17 protein-coding genes and 1 pseudogene are annotated in these 19,936 nt (G+C 49.7%); 5 read left to right on the top strand and 13 right to left on the bottom strand.

Going from position 1 to position 19,936, the window contains the following annotated elements; all coding sequences use genetic code 11:
- Window positions 1-211 precede the first annotated feature (211 nt).
- Window positions 212-571 (bottom strand): nitrous oxide-stimulated promoter family protein, encoded by a 360-nt coding sequence (locus tag Q0224_RS06810; RefSeq protein ID WP_297950081.1) that lies wholly within the window; start codon window positions 569-571, stop codon window positions 212-214.
- Window positions 572-672: 101 nt separating this feature from the next.
- The gene (locus Q0224_RS06805; RefSeq protein ID WP_297950080.1) at window positions 673-1,680 is read right to left on the bottom strand and encodes an AI-2E family transporter; all 1,008 of its coding nucleotides are present in this window, start codon (window positions 1,678-1,680) and stop codon (window positions 673-675) included.
- A gap of 203 nt (window positions 1,681-1,883) precedes the next feature.
- Here Q0224_RS06805 and Q0224_RS06800 point away from each other — a divergent pair, with 203 nt between their 5' ends.
- Both Q0224_RS06800 and Q0224_RS06795 read left to right on the top strand, forming a co-directional pair.
- Window positions 1,884-2,972: a methyltransferase gene (locus tag Q0224_RS06800; protein ID WP_297950079.1), complete on the top strand. Its 1,089-nt coding sequence runs from the start codon at window positions 1,884-1,886 to the stop codon at window positions 2,970-2,972.
- A complete protein-coding gene (locus Q0224_RS06795) occupies window positions 2,972-3,451 on the top strand; it encodes a hypothetical protein (RefSeq protein WP_297950078.1) in 480 nt (159 codons plus the stop codon). The genes Q0224_RS06800 and Q0224_RS06795 overlap by 1 nt, the downstream gene beginning before the upstream one ends.
- A 568-nt stretch (window positions 3,452-4,019) precedes the next feature.
- Here Q0224_RS06795 and Q0224_RS06790 read toward each other — a convergent pair.
- The 9 genes and pseudogenes from Q0224_RS06790 to Q0224_RS06750 form a co-directional block, all read right to left on the bottom strand.
- Complete coding sequence (locus Q0224_RS06790; RefSeq protein WP_295150746.1) at window positions 4,020-4,412, bottom strand: hypothetical protein; 393 nt, start codon at window positions 4,410-4,412, stop codon at window positions 4,020-4,022.
- 506 nt (window positions 4,413-4,918) lie between these two features.
- Window positions 4,919-5,533 (bottom strand): hypothetical protein, encoded by a 615-nt coding sequence (locus Q0224_RS06785; RefSeq protein ID WP_297902312.1) that lies wholly within the window; start codon window positions 5,531-5,533, stop codon window positions 4,919-4,921.
- Window positions 5,534-5,610: 77 nt separating this feature from the next.
- On the bottom strand, window positions 5,611-6,462 hold the full coding sequence (locus Q0224_RS06780; protein WP_297950077.1) for a hypothetical protein: 852 nt from the start codon (window positions 6,460-6,462) through the stop codon (window positions 5,611-5,613).
- A gap of 336 nt (window positions 6,463-6,798) precedes the next feature.
- Window positions 6,799-7,488 (bottom strand): hypothetical protein, encoded by a 690-nt coding sequence (locus Q0224_RS06775; RefSeq protein WP_297950076.1) that lies wholly within the window; start codon window positions 7,486-7,488, stop codon window positions 6,799-6,801.
- Window positions 7,488-8,738, bottom strand: a complete 1,251-nt coding sequence (locus tag Q0224_RS06770; RefSeq protein ID WP_297950075.1) for a GNAT family N-acetyltransferase — start codon at window positions 8,736-8,738, stop codon at window positions 7,488-7,490. The genes Q0224_RS06775 and Q0224_RS06770 overlap by 1 nt, the downstream gene beginning before the upstream one ends.
- Window positions 8,739-8,868: 130 nt before the next feature.
- A complete protein-coding gene (gene aroC / locus Q0224_RS06765) occupies window positions 8,869-9,984 on the bottom strand; it encodes a chorismate synthase (protein WP_297950073.1) in 1,116 nt (371 codons plus the stop codon).
- Between the two features lie 293 nt (window positions 9,985-10,277).
- A pseudogene (gene rnc / locus Q0224_RS06760) lies at window positions 10,278-10,940 on the bottom strand (ribonuclease III); the annotation flags it as partial.
- Window positions 10,941-11,465: 525 nt separating this feature from the next.
- On the bottom strand, window positions 11,466-11,888 hold the full coding sequence (gene rnhA / locus Q0224_RS06755) for a ribonuclease HI (protein ID WP_291938667.1): 423 nt from the start codon (window positions 11,886-11,888) through the stop codon (window positions 11,466-11,468).
- Window positions 11,866-12,891 carry a tetratricopeptide repeat protein gene (locus Q0224_RS06750; protein ID WP_297950071.1) on the bottom strand — a complete coding sequence of 342 codons (1,026 nt, stop codon included), beginning with the start codon at window positions 12,889-12,891 and terminating at the stop codon, window positions 11,866-11,868. The genes rnhA and Q0224_RS06750 overlap by 23 nt, the downstream gene beginning before the upstream one ends.
- A gap of 60 nt (window positions 12,892-12,951) precedes the next feature.
- Here Q0224_RS06750 and dnaG point away from each other — a divergent pair, with 60 nt between their 5' ends.
- The 3 genes from dnaG (at window position 12,952) to Q0224_RS06735 (ending at window position 16,825) form a co-directional block, all read left to right on the top strand.
- The gene (gene dnaG / locus Q0224_RS06745) at window positions 12,952-15,066 is read left to right on the top strand and encodes a DNA primase (RefSeq protein ID WP_297950070.1); all 2,115 of its coding nucleotides are present in this window, start codon (window positions 12,952-12,954) and stop codon (window positions 15,064-15,066) included.
- A 9-nt stretch (window positions 15,067-15,075) separates the two neighbouring features.
- Window positions 15,076-16,059 carry an argininosuccinate synthase domain-containing protein gene (locus Q0224_RS06740; RefSeq protein WP_297950069.1) on the top strand — a complete coding sequence of 328 codons (984 nt, stop codon included), beginning with the start codon at window positions 15,076-15,078 and terminating at the stop codon, window positions 16,057-16,059.
- A gap of 211 nt (window positions 16,060-16,270) precedes the next feature.
- A complete protein-coding gene (locus tag Q0224_RS06735; protein WP_297950067.1) occupies window positions 16,271-16,825 on the top strand; it encodes a hypothetical protein in 555 nt (184 codons plus the stop codon).
- 93 nt (window positions 16,826-16,918) lie between these two features.
- Here the strand turns inward: Q0224_RS06735 and Q0224_RS06730 are convergent, their stop codons facing one another.
- Complete coding sequence (locus tag Q0224_RS06730; RefSeq protein WP_297950065.1) at window positions 16,919-18,271, bottom strand: CAP domain-containing protein; 1,353 nt, start codon at window positions 18,269-18,271, stop codon at window positions 16,919-16,921.
- A complete protein-coding gene (pckA, locus tag Q0224_RS06725) occupies window positions 18,246-19,829 on the bottom strand; it encodes a phosphoenolpyruvate carboxykinase (ATP) (protein WP_297950063.1) in 1,584 nt (527 codons plus the stop codon). Before pckA ends, Q0224_RS06730 begins: the two co-directional genes overlap by 26 nt.
- Between the last annotated feature and the right edge of the window lie 107 nt (window positions 19,830-19,936).

Genomic DNA, 19,936 nt, shown 5'->3' with positions numbered 1-19,936 from the left:
AACTCAAATTTAATTATTTATTATCAAGGATTGCGGAGGATTTGCGTTTGCAAGGTAGAATTTTAGGCGCTAAGATTTAGCATTTTGATTTATTTTATATCTTTTTTGCGCTTGTTCTCACGCTGCTTTTTTATACTTTTTTGCATAAAGATGAAGCGAGCTTGCAAAGATAAATTTTACCCGCAAACTCAAGCTAAATTGCCGGCACAAGTTAGCTTTTTTTAAACGAAAAAAGCTTTTTGATCTTCGTAAGCCCAAGCTTCATGCCGCTATATTTCATCATCTTAGCCATATTTACCCACATTTCGCGCTCGTAGCACGGATGCGGGCAGTGGTGACAGCGTGGCTTTTCGGTATGCGGGCAGGCGCCTAGTCGCGCGTAGGCGTAACGCAGCATCCGCTCGCAGTCGCTACAGAGATGAAAGTGCGTCTGCACTAGCCCCTTATCGTCTTTGTAGTCATGAAGCACGGCACCATCTCTTTTAGGCGCATCCGCATGCTTGCCATCGCAGTAAATTTGGATAAATTTCGTCACCGTGTTTACTTCGTAAATAAATTTTTCGCTCGTCATATTTGATCCTTTGGGCAGATTTTATCTAAAAGAGACAAAAATACTCTTGAGCGCGCTCAAGCTAAAATTTATAGAATTTTAAAATTCCGCGGAATTTTGCTTTATCTTTCGACCTTGTTGCTTAATAGAGTCGCGATGAAGCGTGTTTTGTCGTTTGAAGCAAGCGCGATTTGCAAGCTCATCGTAAGCGGTACAGCCAAAAATAACCCGCCGATACCAAGCACGAAGCCCCACAGCAGCAGCCCTGCAAGCACACTGATCGTTGAAAGCCCGAGCCCTTGCCCTAAAAATCGTGGCTCGATGATATTTCCGATCGCTACGTTTACGACCAAATAGATTGCGATAGTCCAGATGCTAGAGCTTATATCCATCGTAGCTAGCGTCACGAAAAGCGTCGGAAAGACCGCTACGATCGAGCCTATCGTAGGAATGAAATTTAGCACGAAAGCTAAAATCCCCCACAGCGCGGCATATGGGACACCAAGAGCCCACAGCCCGAGCCCGATGAGCGCACCGGTGCAAGCTGAAGCGATAGTTTTGATTAGCAGATATTTTTTGAGGCTGGAGGCAAATTTCTTCACGAAAGTGTGTGTCGCGCGGCTACTTTGCGAAAAATAGCGGATTTTTTCGTCGATCACGGAGCTTTCAAAGACCATAAATGAAACCATTATAAAAATGAAAAATCCCGTCGAGACTATCGAGCCTGTTTTGCGCAGTAGTGCAGATAGCTGTGCGGCGGCTTCGCTCGGATCGATGCCCAGGCTTGCGGCGTTAAGCTCTATGCCGAATCGAGAGAGCTTTGCGCTCACGCCTCCTAGCACCTCTTCAAATTTTGCTTGAAGCTCGGGCAGGCGCGCTGAAAATTCCTTGATCGCATCGAAGATGACCGCGCCGAAAAACACTATAATCGCCACGAAGGCAAAGGTAATGATAAGGAAGCTAAAAACGCGCCCGACGCGGATCTTTTGGACATAAAGCACCAGCGGTGATACGAGCACCGTGATGAAAATAGCTAGCAAAAATGGCACGACGATAGCCTGCGCGGCTTTAAGACCAGCCAGGATGATTACGACGCAGGCAACCGATATCAAGGACATTTGAAGCTTCAAGGATTCTCCTAAATTTGACATTTTCGCAGAGCTTTTACGCGAAATTTTGATAGAAAGATTTTAACTAAAATTCCATAAATTTTAAGACGGAATTTTAAAATTTCATCGCAAAATTCTAAGATACGCGCAAATTCTTAGCGGGCGCAAGAAAAGTTAGAATTTTTTGCTAAAATTTTACGAAATTTACGCAAGTAGGATCAAAAATGAAACTTCCCAAACAGCTTTTAGACCGCTACGGCGCCGAGCGTCAAAGCGCGGGCGAGGCGCAGCGGACGGCGAATGAGATCGCCTTTGCGCCGGTGGTCTTTCAAGTCTCGCGGCTGATGAAAAAATTTGGAATTTTAAGCGCGCTTAATGAGGCACGTGACGGGCTAAGCATAAGTGAGATCGCGCAGAAGCTCTCGCTTAGCGAATACGCCGTAAAGCTGCTTTTGGAAAGTTCGCTTAGCATCGGCACGGTGCTTCTGTGCGGCGAGAAATTTAGGCTCAGCAAGGCGGGGTATTTTCTGCTTACCGACGAGCTCGTCGGCGTGGATATGGACTTCATCCACGACGTGTGCTACGAGGGGCTATTTAGGCTCGAAGAGACGCTAAAATCAGGCAAACCAGAGGGACTAAAGGTTTTTGGACAGTGGGCTACGATCTATGAGGCGCTTTCGCATCTGCCGCCGCACGTGCGCAAAAGCTGGCTCGCGTTTGATCATTTTTATTCGGATTTGGCGTTTGAGCCCGCGCTAAAGATCATTTTCTCGCGCAAGACGGATAAAATTTTAGACGTAGGCGGCAACACGGGGCGCTTTGCTAAGCGATGCGTGGGTTACGACAGAAATGTGCGCGTCACAATAATGGATCTTGCTGGGCAAATTTCGATGATGAAAGACGCCGTCGCAGGCGCGCAGGGCACTGAGCGTATAGAGGGGCTTGCGGCCGATCTGCTAGATGCTGCTACGCGCTTTCCGCGCGGCTTTGACGCGATCTGGCTCAGTCAGTTTCTGGACTGCTTTGCAGAGGAGCAGATCGTAAGCATCCTCTCGCGCGCGGCGGAGTCGATGAGCGAGCAGGCGCGGCTTTATATTTTGGAGCCGTTTTGGGACAGGCAGCGCTACGAAACCGCCGCGTATAGCATGACGCAGATCAGCGTGTATTTCGCCGCGATGGCAAACGGCAATAGCAAAATTTATCACTCGGACGATATGATTAAATTTGCGCAGAACGCAGGGCTTAAAATTTCGCAAATTCACGACGGGCTGGGCGTCGGGCACACGCTGCTGTGCTGCAAAAAGGCGCGCTGATGGACGCGCGAAGCTTAAGTGCGCGGCTAAATAAGCCGATTAAAATTTTGCTAGTGCTTTTTGGAATCGGAATTTTGGCAAATGTGGCGATGGAATTTTATGCAGAGAAAAAACGCGGCGAGCTAGAGCGAAATTTCTGCGAAAGCAAGCAGGTACGAGATGCGCTAGCGCGGATAAACGAGGGCGCGCCGCGTAGAATCGACGATGCTACGACCCTAAAAAGCGCCGCATGCGAAGAGGGTAGCTTCATATACGATTACGCGCTAAATAGCTCGCCAAATTTAGATCTTAGCGCGCTGGATGCGAGTGATGCGGAAATTTTAAAAGAGATGCTGTTTGCCAAGGCGAAGGTCAGCTTTTGCAGCACGGAATTTTCGCAGCGCCTGCGGGAGCTCGGCAAAACGATGGTGTTAAACTATGAAATAAAGGGCTTGCCGCCAATACGGCTAAAGCTTGATAAAAATAGCTGCGAACGGTGAATTTTAAAACCCAAGTGAGGCATTTGATTAGCCGCGTTTGTGTGGCGGCGCGTTGGCAGCTGGTGCCTCTGTAAGCTCGCAAGCGAGCGTATGCTTTACGCAGAATTTTATGTGAGCAGGTCGCGGATAAAATTTAGCAAGATCTCATCGCAGCAAGTGTAGCATAATAAATCATAAAATTCTGACTCAAAATCTACGATGCTGTTTCAAATAAAATTCCGTAACTTATAGAATTTCGCGCGAAAGCTTTACGCGGTGTTTGCGCTGCTACACAGATATAATTCCGCGTGAAATAGTAAAATTTTAATGAAAAACGCCACTGGCAGAACCTAACGCATTAGATCGCGGCTTAAAAAGGACTCGCGCGTTTAGCGCTCTGTGACGGCGAAATGCACGCTGATCCGCGTCATGCTATACGCGGCGGCGCGGTAAAAGTCAAGCAGAGATTTTAACATGTTACTTTTGCGCAGGCAAAATCAAAAGCGAAGCGGATAAATTTTAAACGGATGCTGCGCGGGCGAGCAGGCAAAGGCTCACGCCGCGCTAAATTTTAAATCTCGCGCAAGCGCTACTTGCAGTCGCTAGGCTTAAATTCTACCCTTATAAATTCTTCGCCACTTTTTATCTTATAGCTCCATATCGCGCTGTTTATTAATGGATGCATTACCTTCATCTGATTGCAAAAAATTTGCTTATTTTGGCTATCTATGACATTTTGTATCACGGTTTTTTGATCATTTCCGACACTGTCAAATTTCATCCCCATGCCGTCATTTAGCTCGTAGTTATAGATGAAGCTGCCATCCTTGCACTCAGCACCCGTTAATGTGGTAATCTCGTCGACTCGCATCGGCGCACTCTTATTGATACCTTCCACAGCCGCTTTGAGCTGGACATTATCGCAGCTTGGTGCCGCAAAAAGCGCCGCGAAAGCAAACGGAAGCAATAAAAACTTTTTCATAATTCTCTCCTTAAAAAATTTAGTAATGATATAAAAATTAATATTAATCGGTGCTTTAAATTTAGGGCGAATTTTTGGTGCTGCGAATATGGAATTTTATGCAAGCGTAGCAGCGAACGCGAAAAATTTATTTGCAGGATTTGGCCCTAAAATACGGAATTAGGCGGTATGTCAAGGTGCGGAATTTATCGGCTTGCCGCACTTAAATATAAGCTGCCAAGTTAATTTCATAACGCATTTTACGGAATTTAACCCAGCTTGCGGGATTAAATTTGATGCCTAGAGCGCTGGCAAACTAGGTATCAAAAGGATTTAATGTCGCAGGCGGGATAAATCTTACAAGCAAGCGCGCCTATGAGAGCTTTAAAGCCTATCGCTAGATAGAGCTTAGGCGCGACGATCCGCAAGCGCGTGCCGTAAGATCGCCGCGACAAATTTTACCACAAGACGGCAGGCAAAAATAATCGACCAGATGCCGCTTACCACGCACAAAGGCGCAAGCACGATTAGTTATCGTTGATTACGTCCAAAATTTCTCTAGCGTGCACGGCGTAATCATTCGCCATCGATTTTTGAAAGATCCCGCCGATCTGCGCGTATGAGCCCTGACCGCCGCCGAAGAATTCCTCCTCGCCGAAGTTGCGCTCGTTTACGGCGATATTTTGGTTGTAGATCGGCTTTCCGTTTTTAAACATTTTTAGACGTAAATTGTAGCGCACGTAGGGCTTTGCCGAAACGTCGATGCCGTCGGAGCTGTAAAAGCCAAAGCCGAATGAGCTAAGCTCAGGCGCGATAACAAGCCCTTTACCTTGCAGCGCTTTTTCGTCGTCGGTAACGCTTACGCGCCTTAGGTAGGTGCCGAAGAAGCGCTTTGCCTCGCCTGCGACGAACTCGCCGACGTCGATTTTAAGCTCATCGTCTCTGCCTAACTTCGAGCTTGCGACGTAGCTTTTTGTCCCCATTAGCTCGCCAGGGATGTAAATGAGCGCACTTTGCATGGCGTTGGTCGCACTTATAGTGTCGTCAAACGGCGCCACATCGGCGTTTTGATTAAACTGCGCTTCGTATGCGCAACCGCTAAAAAGCGCGCAAACTATTGCGGCTAGAAAGAAATTTTTCATTGTTTGCTCCGTGTAAAAATTTTTGTAATTCTACCCCGCGGGTCTAAATTTTACGCTGAAACGGGCGTAATCGCTCTTTAATCCAAGCTAAAAAATCGCCTAAGCTTTCGCTTAAACGTATCCTTTGGAATTTGCGTATCGCTAAAATCATCGCTCCAAATTTCATTTTTATCGGTAAACAAGCCTTTATTCTGCGCCTGCGGCATAAAGACCACTTTATCCGTAACTTGGACGCCTTTTTGCTTAAAATACTCTAATATCTCATCCAGATCTCGCCTAGAATATATATTTATAAGGAAGTAATTTCTATTTTTGAACCTTAGCACGATATTTTTGCGGATTAAGCCCAAAGGCTCATCCGCTCTTATCAGCATATAAATTTTAAACGGCAAGATGAACAATATGAAATTTATCGTATGATATAAAAACAATACAACCTTTCCTATGTGTACCCCTATGGACGACTTTTTATACAGCTCGTATGACGAAAAATAGTGAAATCTTCCGTAGCTATCATATAGCTCTGATATAATGCAAAAACTTACCTTATCTATATCGCAGGCATTGCAAATTTTTATTACTTCCTCTTTCTTGACAAAATAAAAATCATTCAACGCCTGATTTAGTGATCCGGGCTTATCGTCGAAAGCATTTATATAGCTGATTTTATTATTTTCCAATAAAAAATACGCGGGACTGCCCTTTCTTTTAATAGGCCAAAGTAGCGTAGCCGGCAACAATAAAAAGACCACTACGATAAACATAACTAAATCGGCACTAAAATGCGTGTAAAATTCTAAGTTTAACGGAGTAACTTCTAAATTGAATATTTTATATAAGCAACCGAGTGAAAGAAAAAGAACGATATTGTTTTGAAAGTAAACCGCTCTGTCTATGGTTTTGATCGGCTCTTTGTCGTAGTCCCTCATAAAATTCCTTTTCGGTATGGCTTTCGTATTTTATCACCGCCTCGCTTTCGGTGCGTTTAAAGGTCGGGATATTTGCGGAGGCTCTTGCGGCGAGTTGTAACGAGCGGCGGCTGTCTCAGCCAAGCGGGCGCTAGCGGTTTATCTGCGACCGCTTCAATAACTGCTTTAAGCGCCTAGCGATCTCATCTGCGATTGCCGTGAGTGGAATTTTGCTCGAAACCTAGCCCCAATCTCGCCGCGAAATACTCGCGCAGCATCCGCCTTTGCGCTTCGTTTACGTTTAGCTTTATCCAGACATCCAGCGGGTCTAAATTTTACGCTGAAAACCGAAAAATTTCACGCCTTAATGTCGTAGCTGAAATTTTTCAAAAAATATATGCGTAAAGCCTCGCGCTCGGCTCGGCTGGGACGGATGCAAAAAAATACCGCCGCGCCCGTATCGTCCCTCCCGCGCAGTAGCAGGCAGTCGCGCAGTCGTAGCCCCGCTCGTCCGTCTAGCCTTCGCGCGACGACGAGCTTTGAAGCGATCAAAATCGCAAAAATGCCCGCCGCTGCATAGATCGCAGCTTCGACAAAGCCGAATTTGATCGTCAAAAACACGCCCGCGACGTATGCGAAAAGGAGTAAGAATTTTAAAATTTCTTGCAGTTTCAAAAACCGTTCGTAGCTTATAAATGGTACGCGAAACGTCCGCACGAAGCCGAGCGACGGCTCTATCAGATCGACGCATCCAAGCATAAGATCGTATTTGTCTAACCCTCTGCGAAAGGATATTTTAAGCCCGTCAAATTCCACGCGCGCCGCCTCTTTGCTACCGCTTCGCAGATAAAGTAACGCTAAAAACACAAAAACGATCGTCAGACTAGGCTTGGCTCGCTGCGAGCGTAACGGGCTGTCCGTGTAAAACAGCTCCCCCGATCCGCCGATGTCCAAAGAGATAAAAATGCAAAAAAACGCAAGGATAGAGGCGGAGAAAATTCTATAAAACGTATCGTCACAGATGAGGCTAAATTCGGGCTTTTGCATTAGTTTTTATATAGCGGCGCGTCAGTGATTTTAAATCTAAATTTATTGCCCGCGCCGATAAATTTTACGAAGCTCGCTACGTCAAATCCCTGCTGCGGCGCCGTTAGCGGCGGCTTAGCAAGGATCTCGAAGCTTAGCCCTGCGTAGTTGAAAAACTTGCCGCAGCGCCGAAAGCCGTGCCTGCCGTAGAATTCTATGCGGCGCAGGCGCTGCGCGAGATTGGGCGCATCCTCGTGCGGCGGCTCGACGTCAAGGATGATCTGCGCACGCGGATTTTGCGTGACGATGAGCGCGAGCAGCCTTGAGCCGATCCCCAGCCCGCGAAATTTCGCATCGATGCCGAGGTAAGCCACGTAAAAAATCCCGCTTTCTCCGCCGCTTGAAATTCCGCTCTCATCGTAGCGCAAAATTTTGCCCCCTGCGGCGCTTAATGAAATTTCATCCCTTCTGACGCTTGATAAAATTTTGCCGCCCGCACCGCAAGTCGAGCAGTCCGCGGCGATCGAAATTTTGCTATCTGCGCTCGCGTTTAAAATTTTATTGCCGCCAAGAGACTGCGTTTTTTGACTTGCGATTTCGCCGCTTGCAACGCTAAAAAATTTTGCTTCTGAAAATTCCGCTTTACCGCTTGGAATTTCATCCTTTTCGCCTTCAAATTCGGCGCCGCTATGGGCTTTGGATTTTAAAATTTTATCCGCATTTAGGCGAGGCGGCGGTTGTTTGTGGTGTAAAACCGCGCGCTTGTAGGTTTGCTCGGTCCTATAGACGCAAAACCCAACGAGCTCCTCGCCGCTTAAATTTTGCGCCGCTACGCTTGAATTTTCGCCTGTCGCCGCGCTGGGATTTTTACTTTCCAAGCTGGATTTTTCACACATCACATTAGATTTTTTACCTACCATGCTGCGATTTTCAGAACTCAAAGAGGCGAATTCTGCCGCGCCGCAGTCGCTCGCATCGGAATTTTTACCCGCAGAGCCGCAATTTTGGCTCGTTTCGCCGCAATCTTGCTTTACCGCGCAAAAATCTTGTTTCGGCGCGTTTAAATTTTTGCTCGCCGCCGCGTGATGTTTACCCGTAGCGCCCATGGCGCCAAAATCCTCGAAAATCGCCGCGATTTCAAGCTGTCCTTTGCGCGACATTTTTAAGAAATTTTTTATGCTGATGCGCTCGATTTCGGGGAACGCCGCGACGTTGATCGCCTCTATGCGCGCGATCAGTGCCGAATCCTCGCCGATACGCTCAAGTCTCATTTCGCTCTCCTTGTCGCGATAGGCCTACCGCGTAAATTTAAAGTTTGCCCGCCTCGCTCGCGGGAATTTCATCACTCGGCCCTTGAAATTTCATGAAATTTCGCAAAATTTGAAGGGCGCTCGTCTAAATTTAATCCTCGCCGTAAATTCGCTTTAAATTCCCCAGCGTCGCGCTCGCGTTTAGCAGTAGCGCATCGGCGATCGCCAGCCGCGCCATTGCGGTGGCTACGACGCTGCCTCGCACGGCGATACACGGATCGTGTCGCCCGCGCAGCTCGCAGACCACGTCTGCGCCGCGCACGTCCACGCTGTGCTGCGCCATGAAAATGCTCGGAGTGGGCTTAAAATGGGTCGTGATCTCGATAGGCGCGCCGCTACTTATGCCGCCTAGGATTCCGCCTGCGTTGTTGCTTGCGAAATTCGCGCCGATCTTGCCGCCGTTGGTGCGGATATAATTTTTGCTAGAGCCCATGAAATCGTTGTTCTCGCTGCCTTTTAGCGTGCTTGCCCTCACTCCGGCGCCGATCTGCACGGCTTTTACGCCGTTTATGCCCATCAGCGCGCCCGCAAGCGTCGCGTCCAGCTTACCATACAGCGGCTCGCCGAGTCCCGCAGGCACGCCCGTAATGCGCGTTAGCACGCAGCCGCCGATACTATCGCCCGCATTTTTGACGCTTAGAATTAACTCCTTCTGCGCGCCTTCCGCAGCGGGATCGAGCGCGAAAATTTCGCTGTTTTGCGCAAAGTCGAAGTCTAAATTTTCCGCGTAAATTTCGCCCACGCCGCAGATTCCGCTTTTTACGGAAATTTTAAAGTGATCCAGCAGGATCTGCGCAAACGCTCCCGCAGCTACGCGCACGGCGGTTTCGCGCGCGCTTGCCCGTCCGCCGCCTCGGTAATCGCGTAGTCCGTATTTGGCAAAATACGAAAAATCGGCGTGTGCGGGGCGGAAAATATCCTTGAGATTTTCGTAGTCTTTCGAGTGCTGGTTTGCGTTGCGGATAATAAATCCGATCGGCGCACCGGTGCTGCGACCGTCAAAAATTCCGCTTAAAATTTCGATCTCATCAGCTTCTTTGCGCGGCGTAGCGTATCTGCCGCCCGGCTTGCGTCGCTCAAGCTCGCTTTGGATATTTGAAATCTCGATCGCCACGCTCGCCGGAAAGCCGTCCAAAACGCCGCCGATCGCCGCGCCGTGGCTCTCGCCGAAGGTGCTAAGGCGCAATCTCTCGCCGAAGGTATTCATAGTGCGCCTCCTTGGTCGCCGCCGCCTTGTTTGTCCGTATCGCGCCCGTTTTGTTCGGCGTTTTTGTTTCGCTCATTGCTTCTTTTAGCACCCGACGTATCGTCCGATGCGCCAGCGCGGTCGCTTCTTTTGTCGCCTCGATCATTATGGTCGCTCTTTGCGCTGCTTCGCGCTCGTCCGCCGCCTCGCGAGCCTTTTTTGCCGTCCTGTGTGCGGCTTGCGCCACTTTGCTTATCATCGCCGCATACCGTTTGTTCGCCATCTGTCGCGTTAGCACCGTGCGAGGCGCCGTTTTGTAAAAGCTCGAGCGCGATTTGTGCGCATTTTTGCTCGGCTTCCTTTTTGCTAGCTCCCACGGCGGATGATAGCCGCTTGCCGCCTACGAGCGCCGCCATTTCGAAGTTTTTCTTGTGATCGGGGCCGCTCGAGCCTAAAAGAACATATTCGGGCGTGACGCCGAATTTTGCCTGCGTGAGCTCTTGCAGCGCGGTTTTGTAGTCTCGCACGAGCTCGTTAAAGCTGATGCGCGGATAGAGAATTTCTAAAATCGCAATCGCGATGCGCGCTGTGTTTTGCAACCCGCTCTCGAGATAGACGGCGCCCATTATCGCCTCAAAGGCGTCCGAAAGCAGCGAGGGCTTCTCGCGCCCGCCGTTGCGCTCCTCGGACAGCGACATATTCAGGTTCTCGCCGATGCCCAAAAATTTTGCAAATTTAGAAAAGCTGCTTTCGTTCACGAGCGCGGCGCGCAGCTTGCTCAGATCGCCCTCGTCGCTGCTAAATTTTTTGAAAAGATACTCGCCCACGATTAGATCCATCACCGCATCGCCTAAAAATTCCAGCCTCTCGTTATTGTGTCCGTTTTTGGCGCTTTTGTGCGTAAGAGCGATCTTGAGGTGGGTTAAATTTTTAAATTTATAGCCCAGTTTTTCTTGTAATTTTTCTAAATTTTGCATTATTAACCTTTTTATAAAATTCTACGAAATCCGCGGCGGCTCGCACGCAAACGGCATCTGGCGCGAACAAAACCTGCGCAAGCGAAACGAACGAGAGCGGGATCTGCGCTAAATTTGCACCAACGCAGCGAATGAAGCGCGCCAGCTACGATCTGCGACGAATAAAATTTAAACGTAGCCCGCCAATTCTAACGCAAACCGCGTCAAAGCTCGCTTGCCGCGAATGAAATCCACACTAAAAACAGACCCGCCGAGAATATAAGTTGCACTAAAGCCTGCTCGCTGCTAACGAAATCTCCGCCAAAGCTCGTCTGCCACGGACCCAATTCGCGCACAAATAAGTACGAGCAAACGCGAACGAGTAGAGCGTATTAAAGCTAAAGCGCGCCGAAGTCCAATTACGTGAACGAATGTGCTAAAACCGGCTTCGGGCGATAAAATTTACGCCGAAGCGGCTCTGCGTACAAAGCAAACGCGGGCAAATCCATGCTAAATCCGCGTAACCGCGAGCTTCGCCATAGAATTTCAGCCCTTTATCGCTTCCGCCGCCGCACGAGCCATAGCGTCGCACTCCTCGTTTTGCGGATGACCCGCATGCCCCTTGACCCACGAGGCCTTGATCTCGTGAGGCGCCGCCGCCGCAAGGTATCTGCGCCACAGATCCGCGTTTTTCTTGCCCTTAAAATCGGTAACGACCCACTTTGCAAGCCAGGAATTTATCGCTTTAACGACATACTCGCTATCGGTAAAAAGCTCGACGCGGCAGGGCTGCTTAAGCGCGCTAAGCCCCATTATAGCGGCCGTTAGCTCCATTTGATTATTAGTCGTCATCGCTTCTGCGCCGCTTGCCTTTTTTATCGCGTCGCCGTACTGCAAGATATAAGCCCAACCGCCCGCTCCTGGGTTTCCGAGACAGCTGCCGTCGCTAAAAAGTTTGACCGATTTCACCGGTTTTCTCCGAAATTTGCGCCCTGATCTCCATGCTGCCTAGCTCGTAGCAGACCGGACAGCGGTGCGAGAAGAGCCCCACCGAGCTTTTGCACTTCGCGCAGGTGTAGCTAAAGCTAAGCCCCGCGTCCTCAAAGCCCGCGTCTTTCATAGCCATAAGCGCGTTGATCTCAAAAATTTTACTTGCGCTCTTAGGCTTTTGATCGCTTCTTCCGAGCGCGTAAAAAAGCGCATTGTACTCCGCATCCTGCGTATTTACCGCCGCAGGGAAATCATAGATCAGATCGATCGCCTGCTCAATCGGCGGGAAGCGATCGAAACCCTCCATAGGCTCTTTGTTTTTGATAAAAAGCTCCATGCAAAACCGCCCCGCGCCTTTGAAGTTTAGCTTTGAAATTTTAGAGATCTTTTTATTAAACGGCGTATTGGCGTCGTTTGCGATAATTTGCGCGCGCTCGAACTGGCTTTGAGCATATACTTCGGCGTCCTGTTCGCGCAGCGCGTCAAGCACCTCAAGCGCTTCATTAAAGCGCTTGAGCCGCTCATAAATCACCGTAAGATGCGTAAGGGCCTCTTTGTTTCTCGGGCGCAGCTTCAGCGCTTGCAAAAATACCTCTTCGGCGCGCCCCAAAAAGCCCGCTTTGAAATATACGATACCGAGATTGGTGAGGATAAACTCCCTCTGCACGCCGCCGTTAGCCTTGCCCAGCGCGATTAGATAAATTTCTATCGCGCGCTCGAAGTCGCCGCTTTTAACGAAAGAGCTAGCTAAAATTCCAAGCGTCGGGCTGTCTATTTGCGGGCTTGCCAAAAGCTGTCTGTGCTCGGTGCTAAGCGCGTCTAGGGTGTCAAATTTTTTGATGAAATTCTCTAAGCTCTGCCTCTCGTTTTTTTTAGAAAAAACTCCCCAGATGTAGCTTAGAATCGACACTAGCAAGATTATGCTTATCAGCATGATAAGCCCGAAAATCGGGTCGCGATCGTCTAAGAAAAAATTATCCAAATCAAACCTCGTCGCAAAAATAAAGGGCAATTATAGCAAAGTGCGGGTATAATTTCGCTTATGATTAAAAACGAAAGCATAGAAAATCTGCTGGCCACCGTAGATATCGTAGACGTCGTAGAAAAATATGTCCCGCTTAAGCGCAGCGGCGCAAATTTCGTGGGCGTTTGCCCATTTCACGACGATTCGCACCCGAGCATGAGCGTGAGCTCCAAGCTTGGAATTTTTCACTGCTTTTCGTGCAAGGCTGGCGGCAATGCAATTAAATTTATCCAAGATTACGAAAAGATAAGCTTTCCAGAAGCGGTCGAAAAGCTTGCGGGGATGTATAATTTCGCGCTGCAATACACCGGTGTTAAAGTCCAGGAGCGCAGCGAAGAGAAGAAGGTGCTTGGGATTTTAAACGCCTACTACCAAAGCTGCCTTTATCAAAATCCTACCGCCGTAAAATACCTGCACGATCGCGGCCTAAGCGATCAGAGCATCCGCAAATTCGGCCTTGGCTACGCAGGAGCTAGCGCGCAGACGATCAGAGTTTTGCAAAACGAAGAAATTCCGCCGCAAGACGCGCTAAATGCGGGCGCGGTGAAGCAAAACGAGCGCGGGCTTTACGCTAGCTTCATCGAGCGCATTACCTTTCCGATCTACAACCACGCAAGCAAGCTCGTGGGCTTCGGCGGCCGCACGATAAGCGGCAACCCAGCCAAATACGTCAATTCACCGCAGTGTGCGCTGTTTGATAAATCTAAAATTTTCTACGCATTCGATCTTGCGAAAAAAAGCGCGATTGCTAAAAAAACCCTCATCATCACCGAGGGCTACATGGACGTCATCATGCTGCATCAAGCGGGCATCGATAACGCCGTAGCGGTGCTCGGCACGGCGCTGACGCCCGCTCATCTGCCGCTTATAAAGCGCGCGGAGCTTAACGTCGTGCTTAGCTTCGACGGCGACGCCGCGGGCATCAATGCGGCGATAAAATCGGCGCGGCTTTTGTGTCTGAACAAGATCGACTCAAGCGTCGCTATAATCGGCGGCGGTGCCGATCCCGCGGATATGATTGCGGCCGGCAAGGTGCGCGAGCTAGAGCAAATTTATGCTAGCGGTATGGAGAGCGGGGAGTTTCTGATCCGAAGAATCGCTAAAAAATACGACCTCGCTCGCCCCGTGCAAAAAGAAGCGGCGCTAAATGAGATTAAAGAATTTACCGCAGCGCTCGGCCCCGTGCTAGCCGAGTCCTATCAGAGCCTAGTGGCGCAAATTTTAAATGTCTCGCCCGCTTCGTTCAATCTTGCTGACGGCGGTAAAAATTTCGGCGCGGGCTTTGAGGGGCGAAATTTTAACGAGGGCGGGAGCTTCGACTCTCGCGATTTAGGTTCTTACGGGGGGCACGGCGCAGACGGCAGGGGCTTAAACGGCGGAAATTTTAATCTTTCGCAAAACACGGCGCGCTACGAAAGCTCCGCGCCGCCTGCGTCTTCGGCTAGGCCCGGGCGCTTGCTACTGCGCCGCAAGGAGATCGCGGAGCTTCAGATCATAAAATCGATGCTGCTTGATGGCGAGATGGCACAGCTCGGGCTCGGCTGCTTACAGCGGCGCGATTTTCGCATGCACGGCGATATTTTCGAGGCATTTTTGGCTTTCGCTCGCAGCGGCGGGAATTTTAAAAATTTCATCGCGGGCGAGGACGGCAATGTAGACAGCGCCTCCGAAAATTTTACCGCGGGCGACGCGGGAGAAATTATCCAGGGCGAGAGCGTAAATTTAAAAAGCGGCGTGAATTCTAGCGGGCAAAATTTTAACAGGCAAGGCTCTGCGGGTGACATAAATTTAAAAGACTCCTCCGCGCAGCAGGGCGCAAACGGCGGCGAGAAGCAAGACGTAAACAACGTCGCAAAGCAAGGCGAGATGGAAGCCGCAGCTCAAAATGTTCAAAGTGCTCAAAATAGCCAAAATATTCAAAACGCCGAAAGCGAAACCCGCGAAAATCTGCGCGCGCTCGCGCTGGACGATGAAATTTTGCCGATAGGCGGCGTGGCTCTTTTTAACGACGCGTGCAAAATTTTACGCCGCAACGCCCTGCAAGATCTGATGCAAAAGCTCAAAAGCTCCGACGCGCCCGACAAGATAGAGCGGATCTTGGAGTATCAAAAAAAGATCAATCAACTCAAGTAAAGGAACGAAATGAAGGCATTGGCGCTCTTTAGCGGCGGGCTTGACTCTATGCTCGCGGTCAAACTCATCACATCGCAAGGCATCGAGGTGCTCGCGCTGAATATGGATATCGGATTTGGCGGCAAGGACGATAAGAGCGAGATCATGCGCCGCAGAGCCGCAGCTGCGGGGGCGGATTTTAAAAGCGTCGATATCAGAAGCGAATATCTGCGGCAGGTGCTTTTCGAGCCCAAATACGGCTACGGCAAGCACTTCAACCCATGCATCGACTGCCACGGATATATGTTTAAGACCGCGCTTGCGATGCTGCAAAGCGAAGGGGCGAGCTTCATCATCACGGGCGAGGTGCTCGGACAGCGCCCGATGAGCCAACGCGCGCAGGCTCTAGCTCAGGTCGGCGGGCTTAGCGGCGATGAGGAGGGGCTGATCCTGCGTCCGCTATGCGCGAAGCTGCTGCCGCCTACGACGCCCGAGATCAAGGGCTGGGTCGATAGGGGCGCGCTGCTTGATATCAGCGGGCGCGGACGGGCTAGACAGATGCAGCTCGCGGCAGAGTTCGGCTTTGAGGATTACGAAACGCCTGCGGGAGGCTGTCTGCTGACCGTGCAGAGCTTCAGCGAGCGGATCAAGGATGCGGTAAAATTTGAAAAGATCGAAACGCCCGCGGACGCTGAAATTTTAAAATTCGGGCGTCATCTGCGCCTGCCTGAGGGCGCTAAGCTCATAATCGGGCGAGATGAGAGCGACAATAAAAAGCTTGCCGCCGCGCAAAATCCAAAATTTAGCGAGATAAAATTTAAAGATGACGTCGTGGGCGCGCTAAGCCTGATAAGCAGGGGCGCGAGCGAGGCGGATAGAGAGCTTGCGGCGAGGCTGGCGCTAACATACGCCAAAACGGACGCCGCGCGCAGCTACGCCCTGCTCATAGATGGCATCGAGCTGAGCGCAAGCCCCTTTGAGAGCAAGGATGTTGCGCGCGAGTATTTTGTGTAAAATCTAAACCCGCCATCCAAGTTGTATTTGATAGAGATAAAAACGATACATAAGCGCAAGGAGCTGCAATAGCAGATAAAAGAGTGAAATTTAAAAACGACAATGCTTGAAGCGAGCCTAAAATGCGGCTGGCTCAAAGTTAAATTTAACCGCCGCGAGCGCTAAATTTAAAAGCAAAAGCGAGCAAATTTTATAAGCTTAAGGAGCGTTTATGGAGTATTTCAAGCCGTTTTTCGTAAAGATCCCAGGCCGCGCCAGAGATGACGACCACACGAGCGCGCACGATCAGATCATCGCGCCGCTACTGCAAAATGCGCTCGCCGCCTATGTCTATAACGGCCGCAAAGATAGCATCGTGGGGGCATTCGGTAGCATAGAGCACCCGCTAAACTTGAGCGAGTTTAGTTTTCTCGTACGCGAGCGGGGCAAATTTCGCCTCGATCTCTCGCGCGAATACGTAAACGGCGCCGAGATCTTTTGGAACGCTTGCAGTTTTAGGCGCGGCTCGGTTATTATTTTGCTCGAGGGAGAGTTTGATCCGGCGCCTATTTTGCGCCGCTGCGCCGAGATAAGCATAGACGAGACGCCCAATATGGGCAACAGCCCCGCGGCGACCAAGCTTGCTAAGCGCGCGATGAGCGAGGGACAGATTGCCGTGCTTTTTAGTGCTTCGAATGGGATAGAGTGGATGGATATCTACGCTCCTGAGGCGGTGCAGGCTAAAATTTTAAAACTTGCGGATGAGATAAACGGGGATGAAATTTAAAAGCCGAGCTCTACATTAAATTTTACGCTAAACAGGCATTATGCGCCCCTGTGCGCGCAGACAAAAGTAGAGGTTGCGAAATAGGCCTCGTGCCTATCGCCCTCTGCGCCTTGCCAAAAGATAAAACAAAATGATCGCCGCTAAAATCGCCGCGATTGCGGCGTAAATTTTACCTATGCCGCCGTAGCTTTTGGAGCTGTCGCTTAGATACAGATTTATTATCGCACCGTTGTCTGTCGAAATTTCAAGCTTTGCGCCCTTTGCGCCGTTTAGCTTTACGCGCAGCATATTTGCCGCGGGGCTTGAAATTTCGGGCTTATCCATAAAGGAGTAGCTGGTTTTGTAGCTTTTCATCAAATCGTTGCAGTCTTTCGGGGTTACGAATATGTCGTAAAACGCGCCATTTTTCACGCTCAAATTTTCTCCGCCTTGCACGACGAAGTATCTAAATTTAGGCGCTTGCGTGATAAACTCCCACCGCAGCGTCTTTTGCTTACCGCCCTGCTCGTAATTAAACTCCGCGCCGTATTTAGCGTCAAATTTAAAAACCTCTCTGCTGAAAAGCACGAACTGCCTATCGCTTAAAATGGCGTTAGGATCGGAGTTTTTATCTAAAATTTTAACGTTTTGAAGCTCCCTACCGCCTTCGTAAATTTTAAAACTTTTCATCGCTACGGGCGGCTGGGCGGAATTAAATTCCACGCTTACGGGATTTGCGGTGATTTTGCACTCGGGCATGGGGTCTGGAATTTCATTGCTGAAAAACGCAAGCGCAGGCTCGTCGTTCGGGTAGTAGACGTAAGGGCGCGAGTTCAGCGCTGTGGCGCTTTTGAACTTATCCTCCCTCATGCGTAGCGTTTCGTTTTTACACATCCCAAGTAGAAATTTGCCGCTTCCTTCGTCGTTTAAATTTTGCGAGCAAAAGGCGTTGAGGCGCGAATTTCCCATCTCAAAAACGTAGCTACTTTTTTTGCCGTGCTCAAAATAGCCGATGCCGATCTCATCCGAAGCAAAATCCAAAAATGCAAATCTATGATAAATCGCGCTGAGTAGCCCATCAATCGCGCTTTTTAGATCGCTTGAATTATAGGATAAATTTTCACTCACGACGGCATTATAGCCTGCGTAAAAAGCGCGCTTTGACGGATTTTCGCCCGTAAAATTCGGCTTGCCCGGGGTCTCGTCGTGTGACATCGCCTCGTTTGCGACGACATATTTTGCGTGATTAAGCGCGGAGGTATTTAAAATTTCATTCTGCGCAAGCTGATTTAGCCCCGATTTTGCGCGCACATTGTTGATGTAGCTTAACGGATCGTCGTAAAAGGAAAAGCCGCTCATCGCAACGAGCGGCTGTTTTAAATTTGAGGGGGTATCTTCGCATGCAGCAAAAAGCGCGCAGATCGCCCCAAGACCCAGGAGCCTAAGCCGTAGGGCCCGCTTTGGCAAACTCGACCCCCTCTTTTACGTCCTCGTAGCGTTTGAAATTCTCTTCAAACATCTTTGCAAGCTTATCGCGCGTGATCTTATATTCCGCCGGGTGCGTCCATGTATTGATCGGATTTAGCAGCTTCGTCTCGACGCCTGCGAGTTCTTTTGGGATCGCTAAGTTAAATTTCTCGAAATTTTCAAATTCACACTTTTTGATGCTACCGTCAAGGATCGCGTTTATGCATGCGCGCGTGGCTTTGATGCTCATTCGCTTGCCCACGCCGTACGCGCCGCCGCTCCAGCCCGTATTTACGAGATAGACGCTGACACCATGTTTGTCGATCTTTTCGCCTAGAAGCTTAGCGTAAACGGTCGGGTGCAGCGGCATAAACGGCTCGCCAAAGCACGCGCTAAATGTCGCCACCGGCTCGGTGATGCCGCGCTCGGTGCCCGCGACTTTTGCCGTATAGCCGCTTAGGAAATAATACATCGCCTGCTCTTTAGTAAGCTTTGCGACCGGGGGCAAAACGCCGAACGCGTCGGCGGTTAGGAATATTATATTTTTCGGATGGCCGCCCGCAGAGCTTGGCTCGTAGTTATCGATGTGATAGATCGGGTAGCTGACGCGGGTGTTTTCGGTCTTGCTACCGTCTTTGTAGTCCACGACGCCAGCCTCGTCCGCAACCACGTTTTCAAGCAATGCGTCGCGTTTGATCGCAGCGTAAATTTCAGGCTCGCTACTCGGATCTAAATTTATGCATTTCGCGTAGCAGCCGCCCTCGAAGTTAAATATCCCCTCATCGTCCCAGCCGTGCTCATCATCGCCGATCAGCTTGCGGTTTGGATCGGTTGAGAGCGTAGTTTTGCCCGTACCGCTTAGGCCGAAAAACAGCGCCGTATCGCCATCCTTACCCACGTTTGCCGAGCAGTGCATCGACATCTTGCCCGCAAGCGGGAGCCAGTAGTTCATCATCGAAAAAATTCCCTTTTTCATCTCGCCGCCGTACCACGTGCCGCCGATAACCGCGACATTTTCCTCGACGTTAAAGATAACGAAAACGTCGGAATGCAGCCCGTCGCTCGCGTAATCTTCGTTTTTGCATTTGCACGCGTTGTAAACGACAAAATCGGGATGAAATTCCGCTAGCTCGCTCTTGCTTGGGCGGATGAACATATTTTTTACGAAATGAGCCTGCCACGCGACTTCGGTTACGAAGCGCACGTTTTTGCGGCTGGATTTACTAGCGCCGCAATAGGCGTCTTGGATAAAGATTTCCTTGCCGCTTAGTTGAGCTTTGGCTTTGGCTAAAAGCTTATCGAAAAGCTCTTTTGAGATAGGCTGATTTACCTTTCCCCAGGCGATGTATTTTTGGCTCGGATCTTGTTTTACGAAGTATTTATCTTTTGGGCTGCGACCCGTAAATATGCCGGTATCCACCATAAAAGTGCCGTTGCTTGACACCCGTCCTTCATTCATTGCCTTTTCGAGTTCAAAAAGCTCGTCGTAGCTTAGGTTGTGGTTGATTTTTTTGATATTTTTAAGACCTAGTTTATCCAGATCGTTCGGAGTTGTCATTTTGCGTCCTTTTTAAATTAAATTTTGATAAATGATTGCGCTATTATAGCTTAAAATTTAGGTAAGCTCGCTTAAGCACCGAGGATAGCCGTCATGAAATTTAGGCG

The sequence above is a fragment of the uncultured Campylobacter sp. genome (genome assembly GCF_938002845.1).
In the GTDB taxonomy this organism is placed as follows: Bacteria; Campylobacterota; Campylobacteria; order Campylobacterales; family Campylobacteraceae; genus Campylobacter_B.
This window is presented reverse-complemented; position numbering and strand designations above follow the sequence as displayed.

Coding starts and splice junctions, on each gene's coding strand:
- Q0224_RS06775 (WP_297950076.1), bottom strand. CDS start 7,488: ATGCAAAAGCCCGAATTTAGCCTCATCTGTGACGATACGTTTTATAGA.
- aroC (WP_297950073.1), bottom strand. CDS start 9,984: ATGAATACCTTCGGCGAGAGATTGCGCCTTAGCACCTTCGGCGAGAGC.
- Q0224_RS06770 (WP_297950075.1), bottom strand. CDS start 8,738: ATGAGACTTGAGCGTATCGGCGAGGATTCGGCACTGATCGCGCGCATA.
- pckA (WP_297950063.1), bottom strand. CDS start 19,829: ATGACAACTCCGAACGATCTGGATAAACTAGGTCTTAAAAATATCAAA.
- Q0224_RS06810 (WP_297950081.1), bottom strand. CDS start 571: ATGACGAGCGAAAAATTTATTTACGAAGTAAACACGGTGACGAAATTT.
- Q0224_RS06790 (WP_295150746.1), bottom strand. CDS start 4,412: ATGAAAAAGTTTTTATTGCTTCCGTTTGCTTTCGCGGCGCTTTTTGCG.
- Q0224_RS06785 (WP_297902312.1), bottom strand. CDS start 5,533: ATGAAAAATTTCTTTCTAGCCGCAATAGTTTGCGCGCTTTTTAGCGGT.
- Q0224_RS06795 (WP_297950078.1), top strand. CDS start 2,972: ATGGACGCGCGAAGCTTAAGTGCGCGGCTAAATAAGCCGATTAAAATT.
- Q0224_RS06800 (WP_297950079.1), top strand. CDS start 1,884: ATGAAACTTCCCAAACAGCTTTTAGACCGCTACGGCGCCGAGCGTCAA.
- Q0224_RS06735 (WP_297950067.1), top strand. CDS start 16,271: ATGGAGTATTTCAAGCCGTTTTTCGTAAAGATCCCAGGCCGCGCCAGA.
- Q0224_RS06780 (WP_297950077.1), bottom strand. CDS start 6,462: ATGAGGGACTACGACAAAGAGCCGATCAAAACCATAGACAGAGCGGTT.
- dnaG (WP_297950070.1), top strand. CDS start 12,952: ATGATTAAAAACGAAAGCATAGAAAATCTGCTGGCCACCGTAGATATC.
- Q0224_RS06740 (WP_297950069.1), top strand. CDS start 15,076: ATGAAGGCATTGGCGCTCTTTAGCGGCGGGCTTGACTCTATGCTCGCG.